The organism is Nocardioides sp. CER19 (assembly GCF_029846275.1).
Lineage (GTDB): Bacteria > Actinomycetota > Actinomycetes > Propionibacteriales > Nocardioidaceae > Nocardioides.
The window spans coordinates 413,693-432,021 of sequence record NZ_JARVWS010000001.1; the positions used below are offsets into that span (position 1 = coordinate 413,693).

General features: G+C 71.4%; 14 protein-coding genes. 9 read left to right on the plus strand and 5 right to left on the minus strand.

Features of this window, described 5'->3' with window-relative positions; all coding sequences use genetic code 11:
* Position 1 precedes the first annotated feature (1 nt).
* A complete protein-coding gene (pntB, locus tag QDS12_RS02075) occupies positions 2–1,435 on the plus strand; it encodes a Re/Si-specific NAD(P)(+) transhydrogenase subunit beta (protein ID WP_279876550.1) in 1,434 nt (477 codons plus the stop codon).
* Between the two features lie 31 nt (positions 1,436–1,466).
* Here pntB and QDS12_RS02080 read toward each other — a convergent pair whose 3' ends face one another.
* Complete coding sequence (locus QDS12_RS02080) at positions 1,467–1,610, minus strand: hypothetical protein (RefSeq protein ID WP_279876551.1); 144 nt, start codon at positions 1,608–1,610, stop codon at positions 1,467–1,469.
* Between the two features lie 45 nt (positions 1,611–1,655).
* On the opposite strand from QDS12_RS02080, the gene ilvA reads away from it, so the two are divergent.
* Positions 1,656–2,885, plus strand: a complete 1,230-nt coding sequence (gene ilvA / locus QDS12_RS02085; RefSeq protein ID WP_279876552.1) for a threonine ammonia-lyase IlvA — start codon at positions 1,656–1,658, stop codon at positions 2,883–2,885.
* Between the two features lie 32 nt (positions 2,886–2,917).
* Here the strand turns inward: ilvA and ppgK are convergent, their stop codons facing one another.
* Complete coding sequence (ppgK, locus tag QDS12_RS02090) at positions 2,918–3,673, minus strand: polyphosphate--glucose phosphotransferase (protein WP_279876553.1); 756 nt, start codon at positions 3,671–3,673, stop codon at positions 2,918–2,920.
* A gap of 49 nt (positions 3,674–3,722) precedes the next feature.
* Between ppgK and QDS12_RS02095 the strand changes: the two genes are divergently transcribed.
* The 4 genes from QDS12_RS02095 (at position 3,723) to QDS12_RS02110 (ending at position 10,147) form a co-directional block, all read left to right on the plus strand.
* Entirely contained in the window at positions 3,723–4,478 is a 756-nt protein-coding gene (locus tag QDS12_RS02095; RefSeq protein WP_279876554.1) for a maleylpyruvate isomerase family mycothiol-dependent enzyme, read from the plus strand.
* A gap of 66 nt (positions 4,479–4,544) precedes the next feature.
* Positions 4,545–5,792, plus strand: a complete 1,248-nt coding sequence (locus QDS12_RS02100) for a M15 family metallopeptidase (RefSeq protein ID WP_279876555.1) — start codon at positions 4,545–4,547, stop codon at positions 5,790–5,792.
* Between the two features lie 38 nt (positions 5,793–5,830).
* A complete protein-coding gene (locus QDS12_RS02105) occupies positions 5,831–7,780 on the plus strand; it encodes a M13-type metalloendopeptidase (protein ID WP_279876556.1) in 1,950 nt (649 codons plus the stop codon).
* A 285-nt stretch (positions 7,781–8,065) separates the two neighbouring features.
* The gene (locus tag QDS12_RS02110; RefSeq protein WP_279876557.1) at positions 8,066–10,147 is read left to right on the plus strand and encodes a DEAD/DEAH box helicase; all 2,082 of its coding nucleotides are present in this window, start codon (positions 8,066–8,068) and stop codon (positions 10,145–10,147) included.
* 331 nt (positions 10,148–10,478) lie between these two features.
* Here QDS12_RS02110 and QDS12_RS02115 read toward each other — a convergent pair whose 3' ends face one another.
* On the minus strand, positions 10,479–12,071 hold the full coding sequence (locus QDS12_RS02115) for a DHA2 family efflux MFS transporter permease subunit (protein ID WP_279876559.1): 1,593 nt from the start codon (positions 12,069–12,071) through the stop codon (positions 10,479–10,481).
* A gap of 109 nt (positions 12,072–12,180) precedes the next feature.
* Here QDS12_RS02115 and QDS12_RS02120 point away from each other — a divergent pair, with 109 nt between their 5' ends.
* Positions 12,181–12,843: an HAD family hydrolase gene (locus QDS12_RS02120; protein ID WP_279876560.1), complete on the plus strand. Its 663-nt coding sequence runs from the start codon at positions 12,181–12,183 to the stop codon at positions 12,841–12,843.
* Here the strand turns inward: QDS12_RS02120 and QDS12_RS02125 are convergent.
* Positions 12,836–13,318 carry a glutathione peroxidase gene (locus QDS12_RS02125; protein ID WP_279876561.1) on the minus strand — a complete coding sequence of 161 codons (483 nt, stop codon included), beginning with the start codon at positions 13,316–13,318 and terminating at the stop codon, positions 12,836–12,838. The genes QDS12_RS02120 and QDS12_RS02125 overlap by 8 nt on opposite strands.
* 49 nt (positions 13,319–13,367) lie before the next feature.
* Here QDS12_RS02125 and QDS12_RS02130 point away from each other — a divergent pair, with 49 nt between their 5' ends.
* Positions 13,368–16,112, plus strand: coding sequence for a DEAD/DEAH box helicase (locus QDS12_RS02130; RefSeq protein WP_279876562.1), 2,745 nt, complete (start codon positions 13,368–13,370; stop codon positions 16,110–16,112).
* A gap of 39 nt (positions 16,113–16,151) precedes the next feature.
* Here QDS12_RS02130 and QDS12_RS02135 read toward each other — a convergent pair whose 3' ends face one another.
* A complete protein-coding gene (locus QDS12_RS02135; protein ID WP_279876563.1) occupies positions 16,152–16,718 on the minus strand; it encodes a TetR/AcrR family transcriptional regulator in 567 nt (188 codons plus the stop codon).
* Between the two features lie 44 nt (positions 16,719–16,762).
* Here QDS12_RS02135 and QDS12_RS02140 point away from each other — a divergent pair, with 44 nt between their 5' ends.
* Positions 16,763–18,325, plus strand: a complete 1,563-nt coding sequence (locus QDS12_RS02140; protein ID WP_347882178.1) for a carboxyl transferase domain-containing protein — start codon at positions 16,763–16,765, stop codon at positions 18,323–18,325.
* Positions 18,326–18,329: the final 4 nt, after the last annotated feature.

The window sequence follows — 18,329 nt, forward strand, 5'->3', positions numbered from 1 at the left end:
GATGAACGCCACCTCCGTCGCCACCGCCGCCTACATCGTCGCGGCCCTGCTCTTCATCCTGTCGCTGGCCGGCCTGTCCAAGCACGAGACCGCCCGTCGCGGCGTCTGGTTCGGCATCACCGGGATGGCGATCGCCATCGTCGCGACGTTCGCGCTCGTGGTCGACCTGGCCACCGGCTCGGACACCCACGGCGGCGGCGGGTCGCTGAGCGTCGTCCTCCTGCTCGTCGCCGTCGTCATCGGCGCCTCGATCGGCCTCTGGCGGGCCCGGATCGTGGAGATGACCGGCATGCCCGAGCTGATCGCGCTCCTGCACTCGTTCGTCGGCCTGGCCGCGGTGCTGGTGGGCTGGAACGGCTACCTGGAGTACCGCGGCGAGCCGCGCGCCGGCGACACGCTGCTCCACATCCACGACGCCGAGGTCTTCATCGGCATCTTCATCGGCGCGGTCACGTTCACCGGCTCGATCATCGCCTTCCTCAAGCTCAGCGCGCGGATCAAGTCGGCGCCGCTCATGCTGCCGGGCAAGAACCTCATCAACGTCGGCGCGCTGGTCGTCTTCGCCGCCCTCACCGTCGCCTTCGTCGCCGACCCCCAGCTGTGGGAGCTGATCGCCGTCACCACGGTCGCGCTCGCGCTGGGTCTGCACCTGGTCGCCTCCATCGGCGGCGGCGACATGCCCGTCGTCGTGTCGATGCTCAACAGCTACTCGGGCTGGGCGGCGGCCGCCTCCGGCTTCCTGCTCGACAACGACCTGCTCATCGTGACCGGTGCGCTCGTCGGGTCGAGTGGTGCCTACCTGTCCTACATCATGTGCCAGGCGATGAACCGCTCGTTCATCTCGGTCATCGCCGGCGGCTTCGGCATCGAGGCGACCGGCGGCGCCGAGATCGAGGGTGAGCACCGTGAGATCGACGCCGAGGGCGTCGCCGACCTGCTGACCTCCGCGTCGTCGGTGGTCATCACGCCCGGCTACGGCATGGCGGTCGCCCAGGCGCAGTACCCGGTCGCCGACCTCACGCGTCGGCTGCGGGAGCGCGGGGTCGACGTACGGTTCGGCATCCACCCGGTCGCCGGCCGCCTCCCCGGGCACATGAACGTGCTGCTCGCCGAGGCCAAGGTGCCCTACGACATCGTCCTCGAGATGGACGAGATCAACGACGACCTCGCCGCGACCGACGTCGTCCTCGTCATCGGCGCCAACGACACGGTCAACCCGGCCGCCGCCGAGGACCCGTCGTCACCGATCGCGGGTATGCCGGTCCTCCGGGTGTGGGAGGCCAAGAACGTCGTGGTCTTCAAGCGGTCGATGGCCGCGGGGTACGCCGGCGTCCAGAACCCGCTGTTCTTCCGCGAGAACACGCAGATGCTCTTCGGTGACGCCAAGGAGCGGGTCGGGGACATCCTCGCCGCGCTCGCCCGGGTGCCCGCGTAGGTCTCGACACGCCCTCGCCTAGGGGCTCGGGCTACTCGACCGGCGAGCCGTCGGTGGTCGAGTAGTGAGCGACCGCCAGCGAGCGTGTCGAGACGCGCGCCGCCAAGCGCCAGGGCTCCAGCGTCTCGTGGTCGGCGTCGGAGGTGTCGCCGGTCAGGGGTGTCCCACTCCTCACCCACCCCGGATCGACGCACGAAGGCCGTGCGGCAGACTCCTGCGGGTGAGCGTCACGCCCGAGGAGATCGCGAAGGCAGCCCAGCAGACCATCGCCCAGCGGACCCCGCTGGAGCGGTCCGCCCGCCTCAGTGAGCGGTACGACGCCGAGGTGCTGCTCAAGCGCGAGGACCTCCAGCTCGGCCGGTCCTACAAGGTCCGCGGCGCCTACCACCTGATGAGCTCCCTCACCGCCGAGGAGCTCGGGCGCGGCGTCGTCTGCGCCAGTGCCGGCAACCACGCCCAGGGCGTCGCGATCAGCGCGGCCCGGCTCGGCACCCAGGCGCACATCGTCGTGCCGACCAACACGCCGCGCCAGAAGCGCGAGCGGATCCTGGCCCTGGGCGGGCCCAACGTGGAGCTCAGTCTCATCGGCCGCACCTACGACGAGGCGAGCGCCGCGGCCCACGAGCTGGCCGAGAGCACCCGGGCGACGTACGTGCATCCCTTCGACGACCCGCGCACGATCACCGGGCAGGGCACCGTCGGGGCCGAGCTCACCCAGCAGGCGGGCGCACCGCTGGACCTGGTCGTGGTGCCCGTGGGCGGCGGCGGCCTCCTCGCCGGCCTGGCCACCTGGGTGCGGCACACCTGGCCGCGAACCCGGATCGTCGGCGTGGAGCCGGTGGGCGCAGCCAGCATGAGGGCAGCCGTCGCCGCGGGCGGGCCGGTCCGGCTGGACGCGCTCGACACGTTCGTCGACGGGGCCTCGGTGGGGCTGGCCGGGTCGGCGACGTACCCGGTCGTCCGTGACCTCGTCGACGACGTCGTCGCCGTCGAGGTGGGCGCGATCTGCGCGGAGATGCTCGAGCTCTACCAGGTCGACGGGATCATCGCGGAGCCCGCCGGCGCCCTGGCCACGGCCGCCCTCGCCCAGCTGCGGCCCACCGGCCGGGTCGGCGCGATCGTGTCGGGTGGCAACAACGACGTGTCCCGCTACGCCGAGGTCATCGAGCGGGCGCTGGTCCACCAGGGGCTGCGGCACTACTTCCTCGTGAGCTTCCCGCAGGAGCCGGGCGCGCTGCGCGGCTTCCTCGACCACGTGCTCGCCGAGGGCGAGGACATCGTCGTCTTCGACTACATCAAGAAGTCCAACCGCGAGACCGGGCCGGCGCTGATCGGGATCGACCTCGACAGCCCCGATGGCATCGACGGCCTGCTCGACCGGATGGCCGCCAGCAACCTCGTGATCGAGAAGATCCCGTACGACAGCCCGCTCTTCACGTTCCTGCACTGACCTGCACTGACGTGCACTGACCCCCGGCTGGCTCAGCTGTCGCCGGCCTCGCTCGCATAGAGCGCCGCGCCGACCACGCCCGCCCGGTTGAGCAGCGTCGCGGGGATGATCTCCGTCTGGATGTCGATGAGCGAGAGGAACTCCTCGCTGTGCTTCGACACCCCGCCGCCGACGAGGAAGAGGTCGGGGGAGAAGAGCAGCTCGAGGGTGCGGTAGTACTTCGTCAGCCGCTTCGCCCACTTCTCCCAGGAGAGGTCCTCGCGCTCCCGGGCGCTGTTGGCCGCCCGCGTCTCGGCGTCGTGGCCGTCGATCTCGAGGTGCCCGAGCTCGGTGTTGGGCACGAGCACGCCGTCGTTGATGAGCGCCGAGCCGATCCCGGTCCCCAGGGTCGTCACGATGATGACCCCCTTGCGGCCGGCCGCCGCGCCGTAGCGCACCTCGGCGAGCCCGGCCGCGTCCGCGTCATTGACCACGTGCACGTCGCGTCCCGTGGCCTCGGTGAAGAGCCGGTCGGCGTCGGTGCCGATCCACGACTCGTCGATGTTGGCGGCCGAGTGCACGACCCCGTGGCGTACGACGCCCGGCACCGTCACCCCGACCGGGCCGTCGCTCTCCGGGAACTGCGCGAGCAGCTCCACGAACACCTCCGCCACCGCGGCGGGCGTCGACTCCGCGGGCGTCTTGAAGCGCACCCGCTCCGCCCCGAAGTCGCCCGTGCCGAGGTCGACCGGTGCCCCCTTGATGCCGGTGCCGCCGAAGTCGATGCCGAAGGGCCGCGTAGTCCGCATGGGTCCAAAATAGGCGGCGCCGGCGGGATTCGACTGTCACGCTGGAGGCGTGCCCACTCAGCTGCTGCCGAACCGCCACCTCGAAGGGCTCCGCGAGGCCATGCTCGCATTCGTCCGGTACGGCGACCGGGCCGGTCTGGACGCACGCGTACCGACCTGCCCCGGCTGGAGCCTGCGCGAGCTGATCGCCCACCAGGGCATGGTCCACCGCTGGGCGACGGCCAACCTGCGCGGCGAGCGGACCGACCCCGACACGCTCGAGCGGGCCGGTCTGACCGATCCCGATCCGCTCGAGTGGCTCGCGGACGGCGCCATCGACCTGGTCACCGCGTGGACCCAGGCACCGGCCGACGTGGCGACCGTCGTCTTCCTCAACGACGCGCCCGGCCCGAAGCAGTTCTGGGCTCGTCGCCAGTGCCACGAGACGACGATCCACGCGGTCGACGCACTGGCCGCGTCGCTCGGCCGGCCGCCGAAGGCCGAGGAGGTCTGGGTCGACGCCGAGCTGGCCGCCGACGGCATCGACGAGCTGCTCTGCGGGTTCCTCACGAGGTCGAAGTCCCGGCTGCGCAGCGACGAGCCCGGCGTGCTGGTCGTCGCCCCCGACGATCGCGAGGAGTGGTGGGAGGTCAGCCTCTCCCCGCAGCCGGCGGTCAGCAGTCGGCGTACGGACCTGGCGCCTGCGGACGCCGACTGGGTCCTCACCGGTCCCGCCGTCGACCTCTACCTGCGGCTGTGGAACCGCGGCGCGGACGCCGTCGACGTCGCCGGCTGGGCCGAGCGGGCACCGGTCACCTGGGCGTGACGAGCGCCTGAGCCGCCGTCCGCCGCGTTGGCACGGCCTCTATCGTTGACCGCCGGGGAGGTCAGGATGGACAGGCGTCACGGGATGCGGCTGGCGGCCGCCGTGCTCGGCGTGCTCGGCGTGCTCACCCTGGCGGCCTGCCAGGACGCCGGCAACGACCCGACCGCCGACCCCGCCGGCGACCCCACGACCGCGAGCTCGCCGGCGGCCTCGACCACCAGGCCCGCGGCCTCCGCGACGCCGACCACGCCGGTCGCCGACCCGCAGCACGCCGTCCCACCGCCCGGCCCGCGTACCGGTCCGCTCGTCCCGGCGGACCTGCTCGTGCTCTCCCAGGACACCATCCCGGACGGGGTCGTCCAGCGGATCCGCCACACCAAGGGCGTCACCGGCGTCGCCCAGATCTCGATGGCCAACCCGTCGGTCGAGGACCGGCTGCTCAAGGTCGTCGCGGTCGACCCCGCGACCTACCGCAACTTCACCGAGGTGCGCTCCGCCGACAACCAGCAGGTGTGGGACCGGGTCGCCGGCGGCGAGGTCGCCGTCGACTGGAGCCTCCGCAAGACGCTCGCGCCTGACGCCAAGGGCTACCTCAAGCTCGGTGCCGACGCCGACGCGCCCCGCATCCACGTGGGCGCCTGGGCGCCCCAGATCGCCGGCACGGTCGACGCGGTCGTCAACCAGAAGTGGGGCAAGGCGCTCGGCATGAAGACCGGGAACGCCCTGCTCGTGACGACGACCAACTACGCCCCCGACCGGGTGGTCGGTCCGATCCAGCAGATCGTCGGCAAGGCGGCGTCCGTGCAGCGGCTCGACGCCGTCGCCAAGTTCGGCCTCGACCCGCAGGCCGTGCAGATGCCGGTGCTCTACGGCGCCCTCGCCCAGGCGGTCGGCAACTACACCTTCTCGGTGGCGGGTGGCCGGGTGACGCCGTCCGCCGCCTGGGTGAGCTCCCACATCACCACCGAGACGGTTCCGATCCTCGGCGCGGTGACCTGCAACAAGGCGATCTTCCCGCAGCTCAAGGGGGCGCTGGCCGAGGTCGTCAGCCGCGGGCTGACGGACAAGATCCACCCCGGGGAGTACGCCGGCTGCTACTACCCGCGCTTCATCGCGGGCACCCACTCGCTCTCCAACCACGCCTTCGGGCTGGCGCTCGACCTCAACGTGCCGGGCAACCAGCGCGGGACCGTCGGGCAGATGGACCGCAGCGTCGTCGCGATCTTCGAGAAGTGGGGCTTCACCTGGGGCGGTCGCTGGCACTACACCGATCCGATGCACTTCGAGATGAACCGGATCGTCCACCCCGGCTGACGGCCTCGTGCTCCCACGGTGCGGTTAGGGTTTCGACCGTGAGCACTCTCGACGAAGCCCGCGACGGCTACGACGTCTCGATCCGGCCGCAGGACGACCTCTTCGGGCACGTCAACGGCACCTGGATGGAGACGGTGGAGATCCCGTCCGACCGCTCGAGCTGGGGCCCGTTCATCCAGCTCGTCGACGTCGCCGAGGAGCAGGTCCACGCGATCATCGAGGAGCTGGCCGCCGGTGAGGCCGCCCCCGGCTCCGAGGCGCAGAAGATCGGCGACCTGTTCGCCGCCTTCATGGACACCGACGCGATCGCCGCCGCCGGGCTGACCCCGGTCCGGCCGATGCTCGACGTCGTCGGCGGCGTGCGCGACGTCCGCGACCTCGCCGCCTTCCTCGGCGAGCTCGAGCGGATCGGCGGCCGCGGCCTGTTCGGCTCCTACGTCGACTCCGACGACCGCAACTCCGACCGCTACGTCGTCAACCTGCTCCAGGGCGGCCTCGGCCTGCCGGACGAGTCCTACTACCGCGAGGACAAGTTCGCGGAGGTCCGCGACAAGTACGTCGCCTACATGGAGCGGCTGCTCGCGCTCGCCGACATCCCCGAGGCCGCCGACAAGGCCCGCACGGTCCTGGCGATCGACACCGCCCTGGCCGGTGGCCACTGGGAGCGCTCGGAGACGCGCAACGTCCAGAAGACCTACAACCTCAAGACGTTCGAGGAGATCGTCGCGCTGACGCCGTCCTTCGACTGGGACGCCTACGTCAAGAACGTCTCGGCCGGCCAGATCCCCGCCGCGGACCTCCTCTTCGAGGCCACGGTCCGCCAGCCGTCGTACTTCGAGCACCTCGAGACGGTGCTCACCAGCACCCCGATCGAGGACTGGCGCGCCTGGCTGACATTCCACGTGCTGCGGCTGGCCGCGCCCTACCTGCCCGACGAGTTCGTCGAGACCAACTTCGACTTCTACGGCCGCACCCTCAACGGCACGCCGGAGCTGCGGGCGCGCTGGAAGCGCGGCGTGGCGCTCGTGGAGGGCTCGCTCGGCGAGGCCGTCGGCCGCGAGTACGTCGCCCGCCACTTCCCGCCCTCGTCGAAGGCGCAGATGGACGAGCTGGTCGCCAACCTGCTCGCGGCGTACCGCGTCTCCATCGCCAAGCTCGACTGGATGACGGAGGAGACCAAGCAGCGGGCGTTCGAGAAGCTCGACACCTTCCGGCCCAAGATCGCCTACCCGGACAAGTTCCGCGACTACTCGGCGCTCCAGATCGTGCCGGGCGACCTGCTCGCCAACGTCTTCGCGAGCTCCGCGTTCGAGACCGACCGCCAGCTCGGCAAGATCGGCTCGCCGGTCGACCGCGACGAGTGGTTCATGCTGCCGCAGACCGTCAACGCCTACTACAACCCCGGCACCAACGAGATCTGCTTCCCCGCCGGCATCCTGCAGAAGCCGTTCTTCAACCCCGACGGCCGGCTCGCCGAGAACTACGGCGGCATCGGCGCCGTCATCGGCCACGAGATCGGGCACGGGTTCGACGACCAGGGCGCCCAGTTCGACGGTCTCGGCAACCTCAACGACTGGTGGACCGCCGACGACAAGGCCGCGTTCGAGCTGCGTACGAAGGCCCTCATCGAGCAGTACGACGGCTACGAGCCGCGCGACCTGCCCGGCGAGCGCGTCAACGGGGCGCTCACCGTCGGCGAGAACGTCGGCGACCTGGGCGGCTTGACGATCGCCCACACGGCGTTCCTCATCGCCCAGCCGGACGCCACGGTCGAGGAGCGACGCGCCCTGTTCAGCAACTGGGCGTTCTGCTGGCGCACCAAGCGCCGCAAGGAGCAGGCGCAGCAGTTCCTCGCCATCGACCCGCACAGCCCGCCGGAGTTCCGCGCCAACATCGTGCGCAACCTCGACGAGTTCCACGAGGTCTTCGGCACCGAGCCGGGCGACGGGCTCTGGCTGGACCCCGAGGCGCGGGTCCGTATCTGGTGATCACCGCCCCCGGGCTGAGCCTGCGAAGCCCGGGAGAAGGCGGGGAGGTCGAGGAGCGTCGACGCACCCGAGCGCAGCGAGGGGGCGTGACGCGTCTCGAAACCAGCGCGCTTCCGGAGTACCCGGTTGACCGGGTACTCCGGAACTCCGCGGGCTCCATGACACCCCGGGAGTTCCGTCCTTCCCTGGGTGCGGTGACCACTGTGACCGGTGGGTTCCAGGGACGCCGAGCGTCTGTGGATGGCAGCCGCCGCGCTGTCGGGCGCGGCTGGTAGACAGGTCGCCATGCCCGTCACCACCCTCCGCGACCGCGCCGAGGAGCACCTGCGTGCCCTCGTCGGACGTCCCGACGCCGAGCTCCGGGAGGACCAGTGGTCGGCGATCGCGGCCCTGGTCGAGGACAAGCGGCGCGCGCTCGTCGTCCAGAAGACCGGTTGGGGCAAGTCGGCCGTCTACTTCGTCGCCACGCTGCTGCTGCGCGAGGCCGGCTCCGGGCCGACCGTGATCGTCAGCCCCCTGCTCGCGCTGATGCGCAACCAGATCGCCGCCGCCGAGCGCGCCGGCATCCGCGCCGCCACCATCAACTCGACCAACATCGAGGATTGGACCGCCATCGAGGAGTCGATCCACGCCGGCTCAGTCGACGTACTGCTGGTCAGCCCCGAGCGGCTCAACAACCCCGGCTTCCGCGACGCGGTGCTGCCCCGGCTGGCCGCCGAGTGCGGGCTTCTCGTGGTCGACGAGGCGCACTGCATCTCCGACTGGGGTCACGACTTCCGCCCCGACTACCGCCGGATCCGGACGCTCCTCGGTGACCTGCCCGACGGCATCCCGGTGCTCGCCACGACCGCCACCGCCAACGCGCGGGTGACGGCCGACGTCGCGGAACAGCTCGGGCGCGACGTCCTGGTCCTCCGGGGATCGCTGGACCGGGAGACGCTGCAGCTGGGCGTCGTACGCCTCAGGACGGCGGAGCAGCGGCTCGCCTGGCTCGCCGACCACCTGGCGGAGCAGCCGGGGTCGGGCATCGTCTACTGCCTGACGGTGGCGGCCACCCAGGAGGTCGCCGACTACCTGCGCTCGCGGGGGCACGACGTGGCGGCCTACTCCGGTCGGACCGACACCGCCGAGCGGCAGGCGCTCGAGGAGGACCTCGCGTCCGGGCGGATCAAGGCGCTGGTCGCGACCAGCGCGCTCGGCATGGGCTTCGACGCGCCGCTCGGCTTCGTGGTCAACCTGGGCGCACCGTCGTCGCCCGTGTCCTACTACCAGCAGATCGGTCGTGCCGGCCGCGGCATCACGGGGCCGGCGTCCGTCGTGCTGTTGCCCGGCCTGGAGGACCGCGACATCTGGGCCTACTTCGCATCGCTCGCCTTCCCGCGCGAGGAGCTGGTCCGCCGCACGCTGGGCTCGCTCCAGGAGGCCGGACGGCCACTGAGCACGCAGGCGCTCGAGACGTACGTCGAGCTCAACCGCACCCGCCTCGAGACCATGCTCAAGGTGCTCGACGTCGACGGCGCCGTCCGCCGCGTGCAGGGTGGGTGGACGGCGACCGGCGAGGAGTGGGTCTACGACACCGAGCGCTACGCCCGGGTCGCCGAGGCCCGCGAGCGGGAGCAGCGGGCGATGCTCGCCTACCTCGACTCCACCGAGTGCCGGATGCGCTACCTGCGCGAGCAGCTCGACGACCCCGAGGCGGCCGACTGCGGCCGCTGCGACAACTGCGGCGGGCTCACGCTCGGGACCTCGGTGTCGGAGGAGTCGCTCGCCACGGCCGGTGAGCGCCTGCAGCGCCCCGGCGTCGTCATCGAGCCGAAGAAGATGTGGCCGACCGGGCTCGACCGGCTCGGGATCGCCCTCAAGGGCAAGATCTCCGGCGGGCCGGAGGAGGGCCGTGCGGTCGCCCGGCTGACCGACCTCGGCCACGGGCAGGCGCTGCGCGAGCTGTTCCGACCCGAGACGCCCGACGGGCCGGTCCCCGTTCCGCTCGTCAAGGCGGTCATCGAGGTGCTCGGCGAGTGGCGGCCCCAGATCGACGCGATCGTCCACGTCGACTCGGCGCGGCGCCCGACACTGGTCGCCGACCTCGCCGCCGGGCTCTCCCGCTACCTGCACCTGCCCGTCGTCGGCACCTACGCGATCGTCGACGAGACCGTCGAGCCCGACCGCGGTGCGGTCAACTCAGCCCAGCGCGTCGCCGCCGTGGGTCGTCGCTTCTCCCTGCAGGCCGACCTCCCGCCCGGCGCTCGCGTGCTCCTCGTCGACGACCTCGTCGGCACCGGCTGGACGCTCACGCTGGCCGCGAAGGCGCTGCGCGAAGCGGGCGCCGAGGCCGTCCTCCCGCTCACGCTGGCCGTCTCCGGCTGATCGGACGCCCGGCGGGGGCGCGCAAGGTCCTGCGCGGTGGTTGCCTTTCTCGACCGTCACGATGCCCGCTTGCGCGGCGCCCACCGCACGGATGTCCGCAACGCGCTCGGCGCGAGTCTTCGGCAATACGGTGCTCGGCGAGTCGGTCATGTCACGACGATCGCGCCCCGGCGCGGACCGCCGCCTCCGAGGTCGACGAGGCCTGTGGACAGCGATGCACCTGCGGCGTCGGTGGACCACGAGCGGCCCGGCGTACGCCCGACCCCCCCAGAAACGTCCTGCGCCCCGGCTGCCGGAGCAGCCAGGGCGCAGGACGCGGTGGACGAAGGTGTCAGTGCGACATCATCGCGGCCGGGTCGACCGGCTTCTCGGCCTTGGTGCGGGGCAGGAAGAGCGCGGGGATGATGCAGCAGCCGACGAGGATCGCCGCGATCCCGTAGACGTTCGCGAACGCGTCGCCCATGTCGTCGAGCGCGGTCGTGAACAGGTGCGGCAGCCCGCTCGGGTCGAGGCCGAGCTTGGAAGCGGCCTCGGCCAGGATGTTCGGGTCCTTCGACCCGTTGGTCTCGTGGTTGAGCGCCGTCACCGAGGTGATCGCGTCGCTGCGGTTGAAGTACGTCGTCAGCAGCACCGAGAACAGCGCGGTACCGGCGGACGCCGCCACCTGTTGGGTGATGTTCATCAGCGTCGAGCCGCGCGCGATGTTGTGGTCGCTGAGCGTCGCTAGGGCAGCCGAGAAGACCGGCATCATCGTGGCGCCCATGCCGAAGCCCATGACGACGAAGGCGATGAGGAAGTACCCGTAGGACGTGTCGGCGCCGGTGAACGCCAGCATCCCCATGCCGGCGGTGTCGAGGACGAGGCCGGTGAGGACGACCTTGCCGGGGCCCATCTTGTCGGCGAGCATGCCGGCGATCGGCATGGTGACCATGGCGCCGAAGCCCTGCGGGGCGATCGCCCAGCCCGACTTCACGGGCGAGTAGCCGCGCACCTCCTGGAAGTAGAGGGTGAACAGCAGCGAGGCACCGAAGAACGCCATCGCGAACAGCGCCATCGTGATGACGGCGACGGTCATGTGTCGATCGGCGAACAGCCGCAGCTCGACCAGCGGGTGGATGTTGTGCTTCCGCAGCGCCCACGGGACGAAGGCCGCGACGAGCACGATGCCGAGGAGGGTGGTGCTGACGACCTCGGTGGTCCAGATCGTGCCGTGGTCCTGCTTGGCGCCCGGGATCGAGGAGATGCCGTAGAGAAGCAGGGCGAGGCCCGGGGACAGCAGCAGCATGCCGACGAAGTCGAAGCTCTCCGAGGGGGAGACGTTGTCCTTCGGGAGGGCGAGGTAGGCGTAGACGAGCGCCGCGACGCCGATCGGCAGGTTGATGAGGAAGATCCAGTGCCAGGACGCGGCGTCGATCAGCCAGCCACCGAGGATCGGGCCGAAGATCGGGCCGAGCAGCATCGGGATGCCGAGCACCGCCATCACGCGGCCGACGCGGTCGGGGCCCGCGGCGCGGGTCATGATGGTCATGCCCAGCGGCATCAGCATGCCGCCGCCGAGGCCCTGGAGGACGCGGTAGGTCACCAGCAGCTCGAGCGAGCCGGCCGTGGCGCAGAGCACCGAGCCGGCGGTGAACAGGGCGAGGGCCAGCATGTAGAGCCGCTTGGTCCCGAACCGGTCGGCGGCCCAGCCGGTCAGCGGGATGACGGTCGCGAGCGCGAGGGTGTAGCCGGTCATCGTCCACGCGACCTGGGCGGTCGTCGCGTCGAACTCGGTCTGGAAGGTCCGCAGCGCGACGGAGACGACGGTGATGTCCAGGATGGACATGATGGCGCCGAGCACGACGACGCCTGCGATGATGAGGACTCCCTTGTCGAGCTTGTCGCTCGATTGCGCGGGCGGGTCCTGGGTCAGATCTGCGGTCACTTGCAAAACCCTAGGATGCGGCGCCGACACTGCCCAATTCGTTTTCGTGAACGATCCGTGAGCACTGGCATGATCTGCGCGCGTGACACCTCCCGCGGAAGGCGCCTCGATGCCGGCACTGGTGATCTTCGACTGCGACGGCGTTCTGGTCGACAGCGAGCGGATCGCGTTGCGTCTCAACGTCGAGATCGGGCCCGAGCTCGGTTGGGCGATCACGCCCGATGAGGTGATGCACCACTTCGTCGGCCGCTCCAGCGCCTCGATCCGCGCCGTGATCTCCGAGCGCCTCGACGCCGCGGCGGCAGCGCGCTGGGACGAGCGCTTCATCGAGCGTCATCGCGCCGCCGTCGACAGCGACCTGGAGGCGGTCGCCGGGATCCACGAGGCACTGAGCCGGATCACGGTGCCCACCTGCGTCGCCTCCAGCGGCAGCCACGAGAAGATGCGCCACACGCTCGGACGCACCGGCCTCTACGAGCACTTCGAGGGCCGCATCTTCAGCGCGACCGAGGTGCGCGACGGCAAGCCGGCGCCCGACCTGTTCCTGCACGCCGCCGCCCGCATGGGCGTCGACCCGAGTCGGTGCGTCGTCGTCGAGGACAGCCGGTACGGCGTCCAGGCGGCTCGGGCGGCCGGGATGCAGGCGCTCGGCTACTGCGGCGGACTCACCCCGCGGGAGTGGCTCGAGGGGCCGGACACCCGTGTCTTCGACGACATGAGCGACCTGCCGGCGCTGCTCGCCGCGACGCCGGTGACGTCTCCGACTAGTTGAGCGCCGCCTTGATCGCGGCCACGACCCGCTCGTCCTCGGGCTCGACCTGCGGCGAGAACCGCGCGATCACCTGGCCGTCGCCGGACACCAGGAACTTCTCGAAGTTCCACTGGATGTCGCCGTCGGTCCCCTTCTCGTCGGCCGTCTGCGTCAGGGTCGTGTAGATCTCGTGCCGACCCTCGCCGTTGACCTCGATCTTCTCCGTGAGCGGGAACGTGACGCCGTACGTCGCCGAGCAGAACTCGGCGATCTCCTCGGCCGTGCCGGGCTCCTGGCCGAGGAACTGGTTGCACGGGAAGCCGACGACCGCCAGGCCGTCGTAGCTCTCCGCGAGCCGCTCCAAACCGGCGTACTGCGGCGTGAGGCCGCACCTGCTCGCCACGTTGACCAGGAGGGCGGGCCGACCGCCGGTGAGCTCGCCCAGGGTCGTGGGCGTGCCGTCGAGGCGGCCGATGGAGGAGTCGAGGATGCTCATGCACCCGAGAGTAGCCGGGCTGTCGGGAGGGGCAGGTAGCGTCCGGCGGGTGAGCTTCCTCCCCTTGACCGGACCGGCGGTGCTGACCGTCGGCAGCCGGCCCAGGGACGGCTCGGTCACCTTCCGTGACGACCGTCGCTCGGTCTCACTGCCGATCGTCGCCGCGGTGCCCGTGCTCACCAAGGCGCTCGCGCGCGAGGCGACGCACCCCTCCGTGGGCCTGCTCGGCGCCTCCGCTCACTTCGCACTGCGACTCGTGGCCGCGGGGAAGTTCGAGCAGACCTCCACAGGCTGGGCGCCGGTCATCGTCGGTGACGACGTCCAGCGGCTCCGGCTGCTCGCCGAGTCGAGGACCTACGACGGCGTCGACAGCGAGACCGCCGAGGCGCTGATCTGGTCGATGGTGGCCGCGGTCGTGGATGCGATGCCGACCGGGTCGGCGCAGGGCGCGGCCCGTCGCGCGGCCGCCGCGGTGACCCCCGCGACGCCCACGACGCCCACGACGCCCACGACGCAGCGATCGATGGCCGAGCGCCTGCGCGAGCGGCTCGACCGGCAGCGGGTGATCGTCCCCGACGACGCCCCGGCCGAGGTGTCCATCTCGCTGCGCGTGGAGGCCGACGAGGAGTCCCTCACCGAGGGCGTCCTGCGCGTGGTGCTGCAGGTCCACGACGAGGCGAACCCGCTCCACCTCGCCGACGCCGCCGTCCTCTGGCGCGACGACCCGCGCGAGCACGGGTTCGGCCCGCAGACCCGTTCCCAGGTCGCACGGCGGCTGGGCGACGCGAGCCGGGCGTGGCCGCCGCTCCAGCGGATGCGGTTCCAGGCGTCCCCGACCGAGATGGCCCTCGAGGGTGACGACATCGGGTCGCTGCTGGGCGAGGGCGTCGCCGCGCTCCAGGAGATCGGCGTCGACGTCATGTGGCCCCGCGCTCTCGGGCGCGAGCTGACCGCCCGGCCCGTCGTCGACTCGCGGCCCCGACCCGGCGGCAGCCGCGAGGAGGCGCTCAACACCGGCCTGTTCGCCGTCGAGGACCTCTTCAGCTTCAAGTGGCAGCTGGCGATCGGCGACGAACCGCTCACCGACGAGGAGATGGACGAGCTGGCGCAGGCCACCGCCCCGATCCTCAAGCTGCGCGGTTCGTGGACGATCGTCGACCCGGGCATCGCGCGCAAGGCCCGCAAGCGGCTGCTGCGCCAGGTCACGCCGGCCGAGGCCCTCGGTGCCGCGCTCACCGGGGTGGCCGAGGTCGAGTCGGCGACCAGCGACGTCATCGTCGGCGCGACGCTGGCCAAGCTGCGCGATCGCGTCGCCGACGTGGGGCAGGGCGAGCTCGCGCCCGTCCCGGCGGGGCTCCAGGCCACGCTCCGCGACTACCAGCGGCGCGGCCTCACCTGGCTCGCCGACCTGACGGAGCTGGGCCTCGGCGGCTGCCTCGCCGACGACATGGGCCTGGGCAAGACGATCACGCTCATCGCGCTCCACCTCCACCGCGCCTCGACGAGCCCGACCGGCCGGGGTGGACCGACGCTCGTCGTCTGCCCGACCAGCCTGATGGGCAACTGGGAGGCCGAGATCGCGCGGTTCGCGCCGGGCGTCACGGTTCGGCGCCACCACGGCAGCGCCCGCGACCTCGACGGTCTGGACGAGCTCGACCAGCCGGCCGGCGCGATCGTCCTGACGACGTACGGGACCATGCGCCGCGACGCCGCCCTGCTCGCGGAGGTGCCCTGGGACCTGGTCGTCGCCGACGAGGCCCAGCACCTCAAGAACCCCGCGAGCTCGACCGCGCGGAACATCCGGCTCATCCCGAGCCGCGCCCGGGTGGCGCTCACCGGTACGCCGGTCGAGAACGACCTCTCCGAGCTCTGGGCGATCCTCGACTGGGTGGTGCCGGGGCTGCTCGGCAGCCGCAAGGCGTTCCGCAAGGCGTGGGCGGCGCCGATCGAGGCGGGCATCCAGGTGACGACGAAGCAGTTCGCCGACCTGATCGCGCCGTTCCTGCTGCGCCGGCGCAAGACCGACCCCGGCATCGCTCCCGAGCTCCCGGCCAAGACGGAGACCGACCACCTGCTCTCGCTCACCAAGGAGCAGACGGTCCTCTACGAGTCCTACGTCCGCGACACCATGGAGCGGATCGAGCGACTGCCCGGCGACGACCCGGCGCGGCGCGGGCTGATCCTCATGATGCTCACCGGGCTCAAGCAGATCTGCAACCACCCGGCGCAGTTTCTCAAGCAGTCCCAGGGCCGGATCGCCGGACGCTCCCAGAAGATCGAGCTGCTCGACGAGGTGATCGAGACCGCGACGAGCGAGGGCGGGGCGGTGCTCGTGTTCACCCAGTACGTCGCCATGGCACGGCTCCTCGAGGCGCACTGGGCGACGGCCGGCATCCAGCACCACTTCCTGCACGGCGGGACCCCGGTGCGCGAGCGCGAGCGGATGGTCGCGTCGTTCCAGGCGGGCGACGTGCCGGTGTTCCTGCTGTCCCTCAAGGCCGGCGGTACCGGCCTCAACCTCACGCGGGCCGACCATGTCGCCCACGTCGACCGGTGGTGGAACCCGGCCGTCGAGGACCAGGCCACCGACCGTGCCTACCGGATCGGCCAGACCAAGCCCGTGCAGGTGCACCGGCTCGTCATGCGCGGCACGCTCGAGGAGCGGATCGCCCTCCTGCTCGACCGGAAGCGGTCGCTCGCCGAGGCGGTCCTCGGTCGCGGCGAGGCGGCGCTCACCGAGCTCTCCGACGCCGAGCTGCGCGACCTCGTCACGCTGCGCCCCGCTCGCCCCTGACAGTTCGAAGCGCGACACGCCGGAGAACGGTTCGGACGGTCAGGTACGCCGGGAGGACAGCGCCCTGAGAGCCATGGCCGTGAGGACTGCCCGCATCTCCTCGTCCGGCAGCAGCCCGCTGTGCGGCGTGGAGTTGATCAGCCCGAACGCCGCGTGTGCCATCGCCCGGGCGGCAGCGAGGTCGAGCCCGGGGTCGAGCAGGCGGAGCTGGGCGGCCCACAGGTCGACGTACGACCGCTGCAGCCCGCGGACCTGCTCGCGCGACTCGGCCGGCAGGGAGGACCAGTCGCGGTCCTGGACGACGATCAGCGCCCGGTGCCGCAGCGCGAAGTCGACGTGCCAGTCGACGAGCGACGCGAGCGCCGCGCCCGGCGACGGTGCCGCCGCCACCCGGACCTGCCCCTCCTCGAGCAGCCGCTCGCTGATGGCGACGAGCATCTCCGCGAGCAGCGCCTCCTTGGACGGGAAGTGCTTGTAGAGCGCGGGACCGCTGATCCCGCACGCCGCGCCCAGGTCGGCCACCGAGACGCCGTGGAAGCCGCGGGCCGCGAAGAGATCGGCGGCGGTGTCCAGCAGCTGCTGGCGGCGGGTCTGCGTCTCGGTCACGGAAGCAGGTTAGCCGCCGCTAACCTTGCCGATGCTGGTTAACGATCGTTAACCTACGAACCGTGACCACCCTGCGCGAGCTCTCCGACGAGCTCCGGGAGCGCCTCGCGACCGTCCGCCTGGGCGGCTCCGAGAGTGCCCGGAAGAAGCACACCGACCGTGGCAAGCTGCTGCCGCGCGAACGCGTGGACCGACTGCTCGACCCGGGCAGCCCGTTCCTCGAGCTGAGCCCGTTGGCGGCGTACGGGATGTATGGCACCAGCGTCCCGAGCGCCGGGATCATCACGGGCATCGGCCGCATCGCGGGCCGCGAGGGCGTGGTCGTCGCGAACGACGCGACGGTCAAGGGCGGTACCTACTACCCGATCACCGTCAAGAAGCACCTGCGCGCGCAGCAGGTCGCGGCCGACAACCGGCTGCCGTGCGTCTATCTGGTCGACAGCGGTGGCGCCTTCCTGCCGATGCAGGACGAGGTGTTCCCCGACCGCGAGCACTTCGGCCGGATCTTCTTCAACCAGGCCAACCTGTCCGCTCGCGGCATCCCGCAGATCGCCTCGGTCATGGGCAGCTGCACCGCAGGTGGCGCGTACGTCCCGGCCATGTCGGACGAGACGGTGATCGTCAAGGACCAGGGCACGATCTTCCTCGGCGGCCCGCCGCTGGTGAAGGCGGCCACCGGCGAGGTCGTCAGTGCCGAGGACCTCGGCGGCGGGCTGGTCCACGCGACGAAGTCCGGCGTGGTCGACCACCTCGCCACCGACGACGCCGACGCGCTGCGGATCGTGCGGGGGATCGTCGACACACTGCCTTCAGGGCTTGGTCTCGAGGCTCGCTCCGCTCGCACCTCGCCCAGCGCCGGCACCGTGCCCGAGGAGCCGCTCGAGGACCCGCAGGGGCTCTACGACGTCGTGCCGACCGACAGTCGGACGCCGTACGACGTCCGCGAGGTGATCCGGCGCATCGTCGACGGCTCCCGGCTGCAGGAGTTCAAGCAGCTCTACGGCGAGACCCTGGTGTGCGGCTTCGCGCACATCTACGGCTACCCGGTCGGGATCGTCGCCAACAACGGCATCCTGTTCAGCGAGTCGGCCCTCAAGGGCGCGCACTTCATCGAGCTGTGCAACCAGCGCGGGATCCCGCTGGTGTTCCTGCAGAACATCAGCGGCTTCATGGTCGGGCGCGAGTACGAGAACGGCGGCATCGCCAAGGACGGCGCCAAGCTGGTCACCGCGGTCGCCTGCAGCGTGGTCCCGAAGTTCACGGTCGTGATCGGCGGCAGCTTCGGCGCCGGCAACTACGGCATGTGCGGTCGGGCCTACGACCCGCGGTTCCTCTGGATGTGGCCCAACGCCCGGATCTCGGTGATGGGCGGCGAGCAGGCGGCGTCGGTCCTCGCGACCGTCGCCGGCCGCCCCGAGGACGACGAGTTCAAGGCGCCGATCCGGGAGCAGTACGAGACCCAGGGCAACGCCTACTACGCCACCGCCCGGCTCTGGGACGACGGCCTGATCGACCCCGTCGACACCCGGCGCGTGCTCGGCATGGGCCTCGCGGCCGCCGCCAACGCACCCGTTCCGGCGCCCAACTACGGCATCTTCAGGATGTGACGGC

Bases quoted from the DNA above. Each gene is read 5' to 3' on its own strand.
- pntB (WP_279876550.1), top strand. From the start codon at position 2: ATGAACGCCACCTCCGTCGCCACCGCCGCCTACATCGTCGCGGCCCTG.
- ppgK (WP_279876553.1), bottom strand. From the start codon at position 3,673: ATGCGGACTACGCGGCCCTTCGGCATCGACTTCGGCGGCACCGGCATC.
- QDS12_RS02100 (WP_279876555.1), top strand. From the start codon at position 4,545: ATGGACAGGCGTCACGGGATGCGGCTGGCGGCCGCCGTGCTCGGCGTG.
- QDS12_RS02110 (WP_279876557.1), top strand. From the start codon at position 8,066: ATGCCCGTCACCACCCTCCGCGACCGCGCCGAGGAGCACCTGCGTGCC.
- QDS12_RS02120 (WP_279876560.1), top strand. From the start codon at position 12,181: ATGCCGGCACTGGTGATCTTCGACTGCGACGGCGTTCTGGTCGACAGC.
- QDS12_RS02125 (WP_279876561.1), bottom strand. From the start codon at position 13,318: ATGAGCATCCTCGACTCCTCCATCGGCCGCCTCGACGGCACGCCCACG.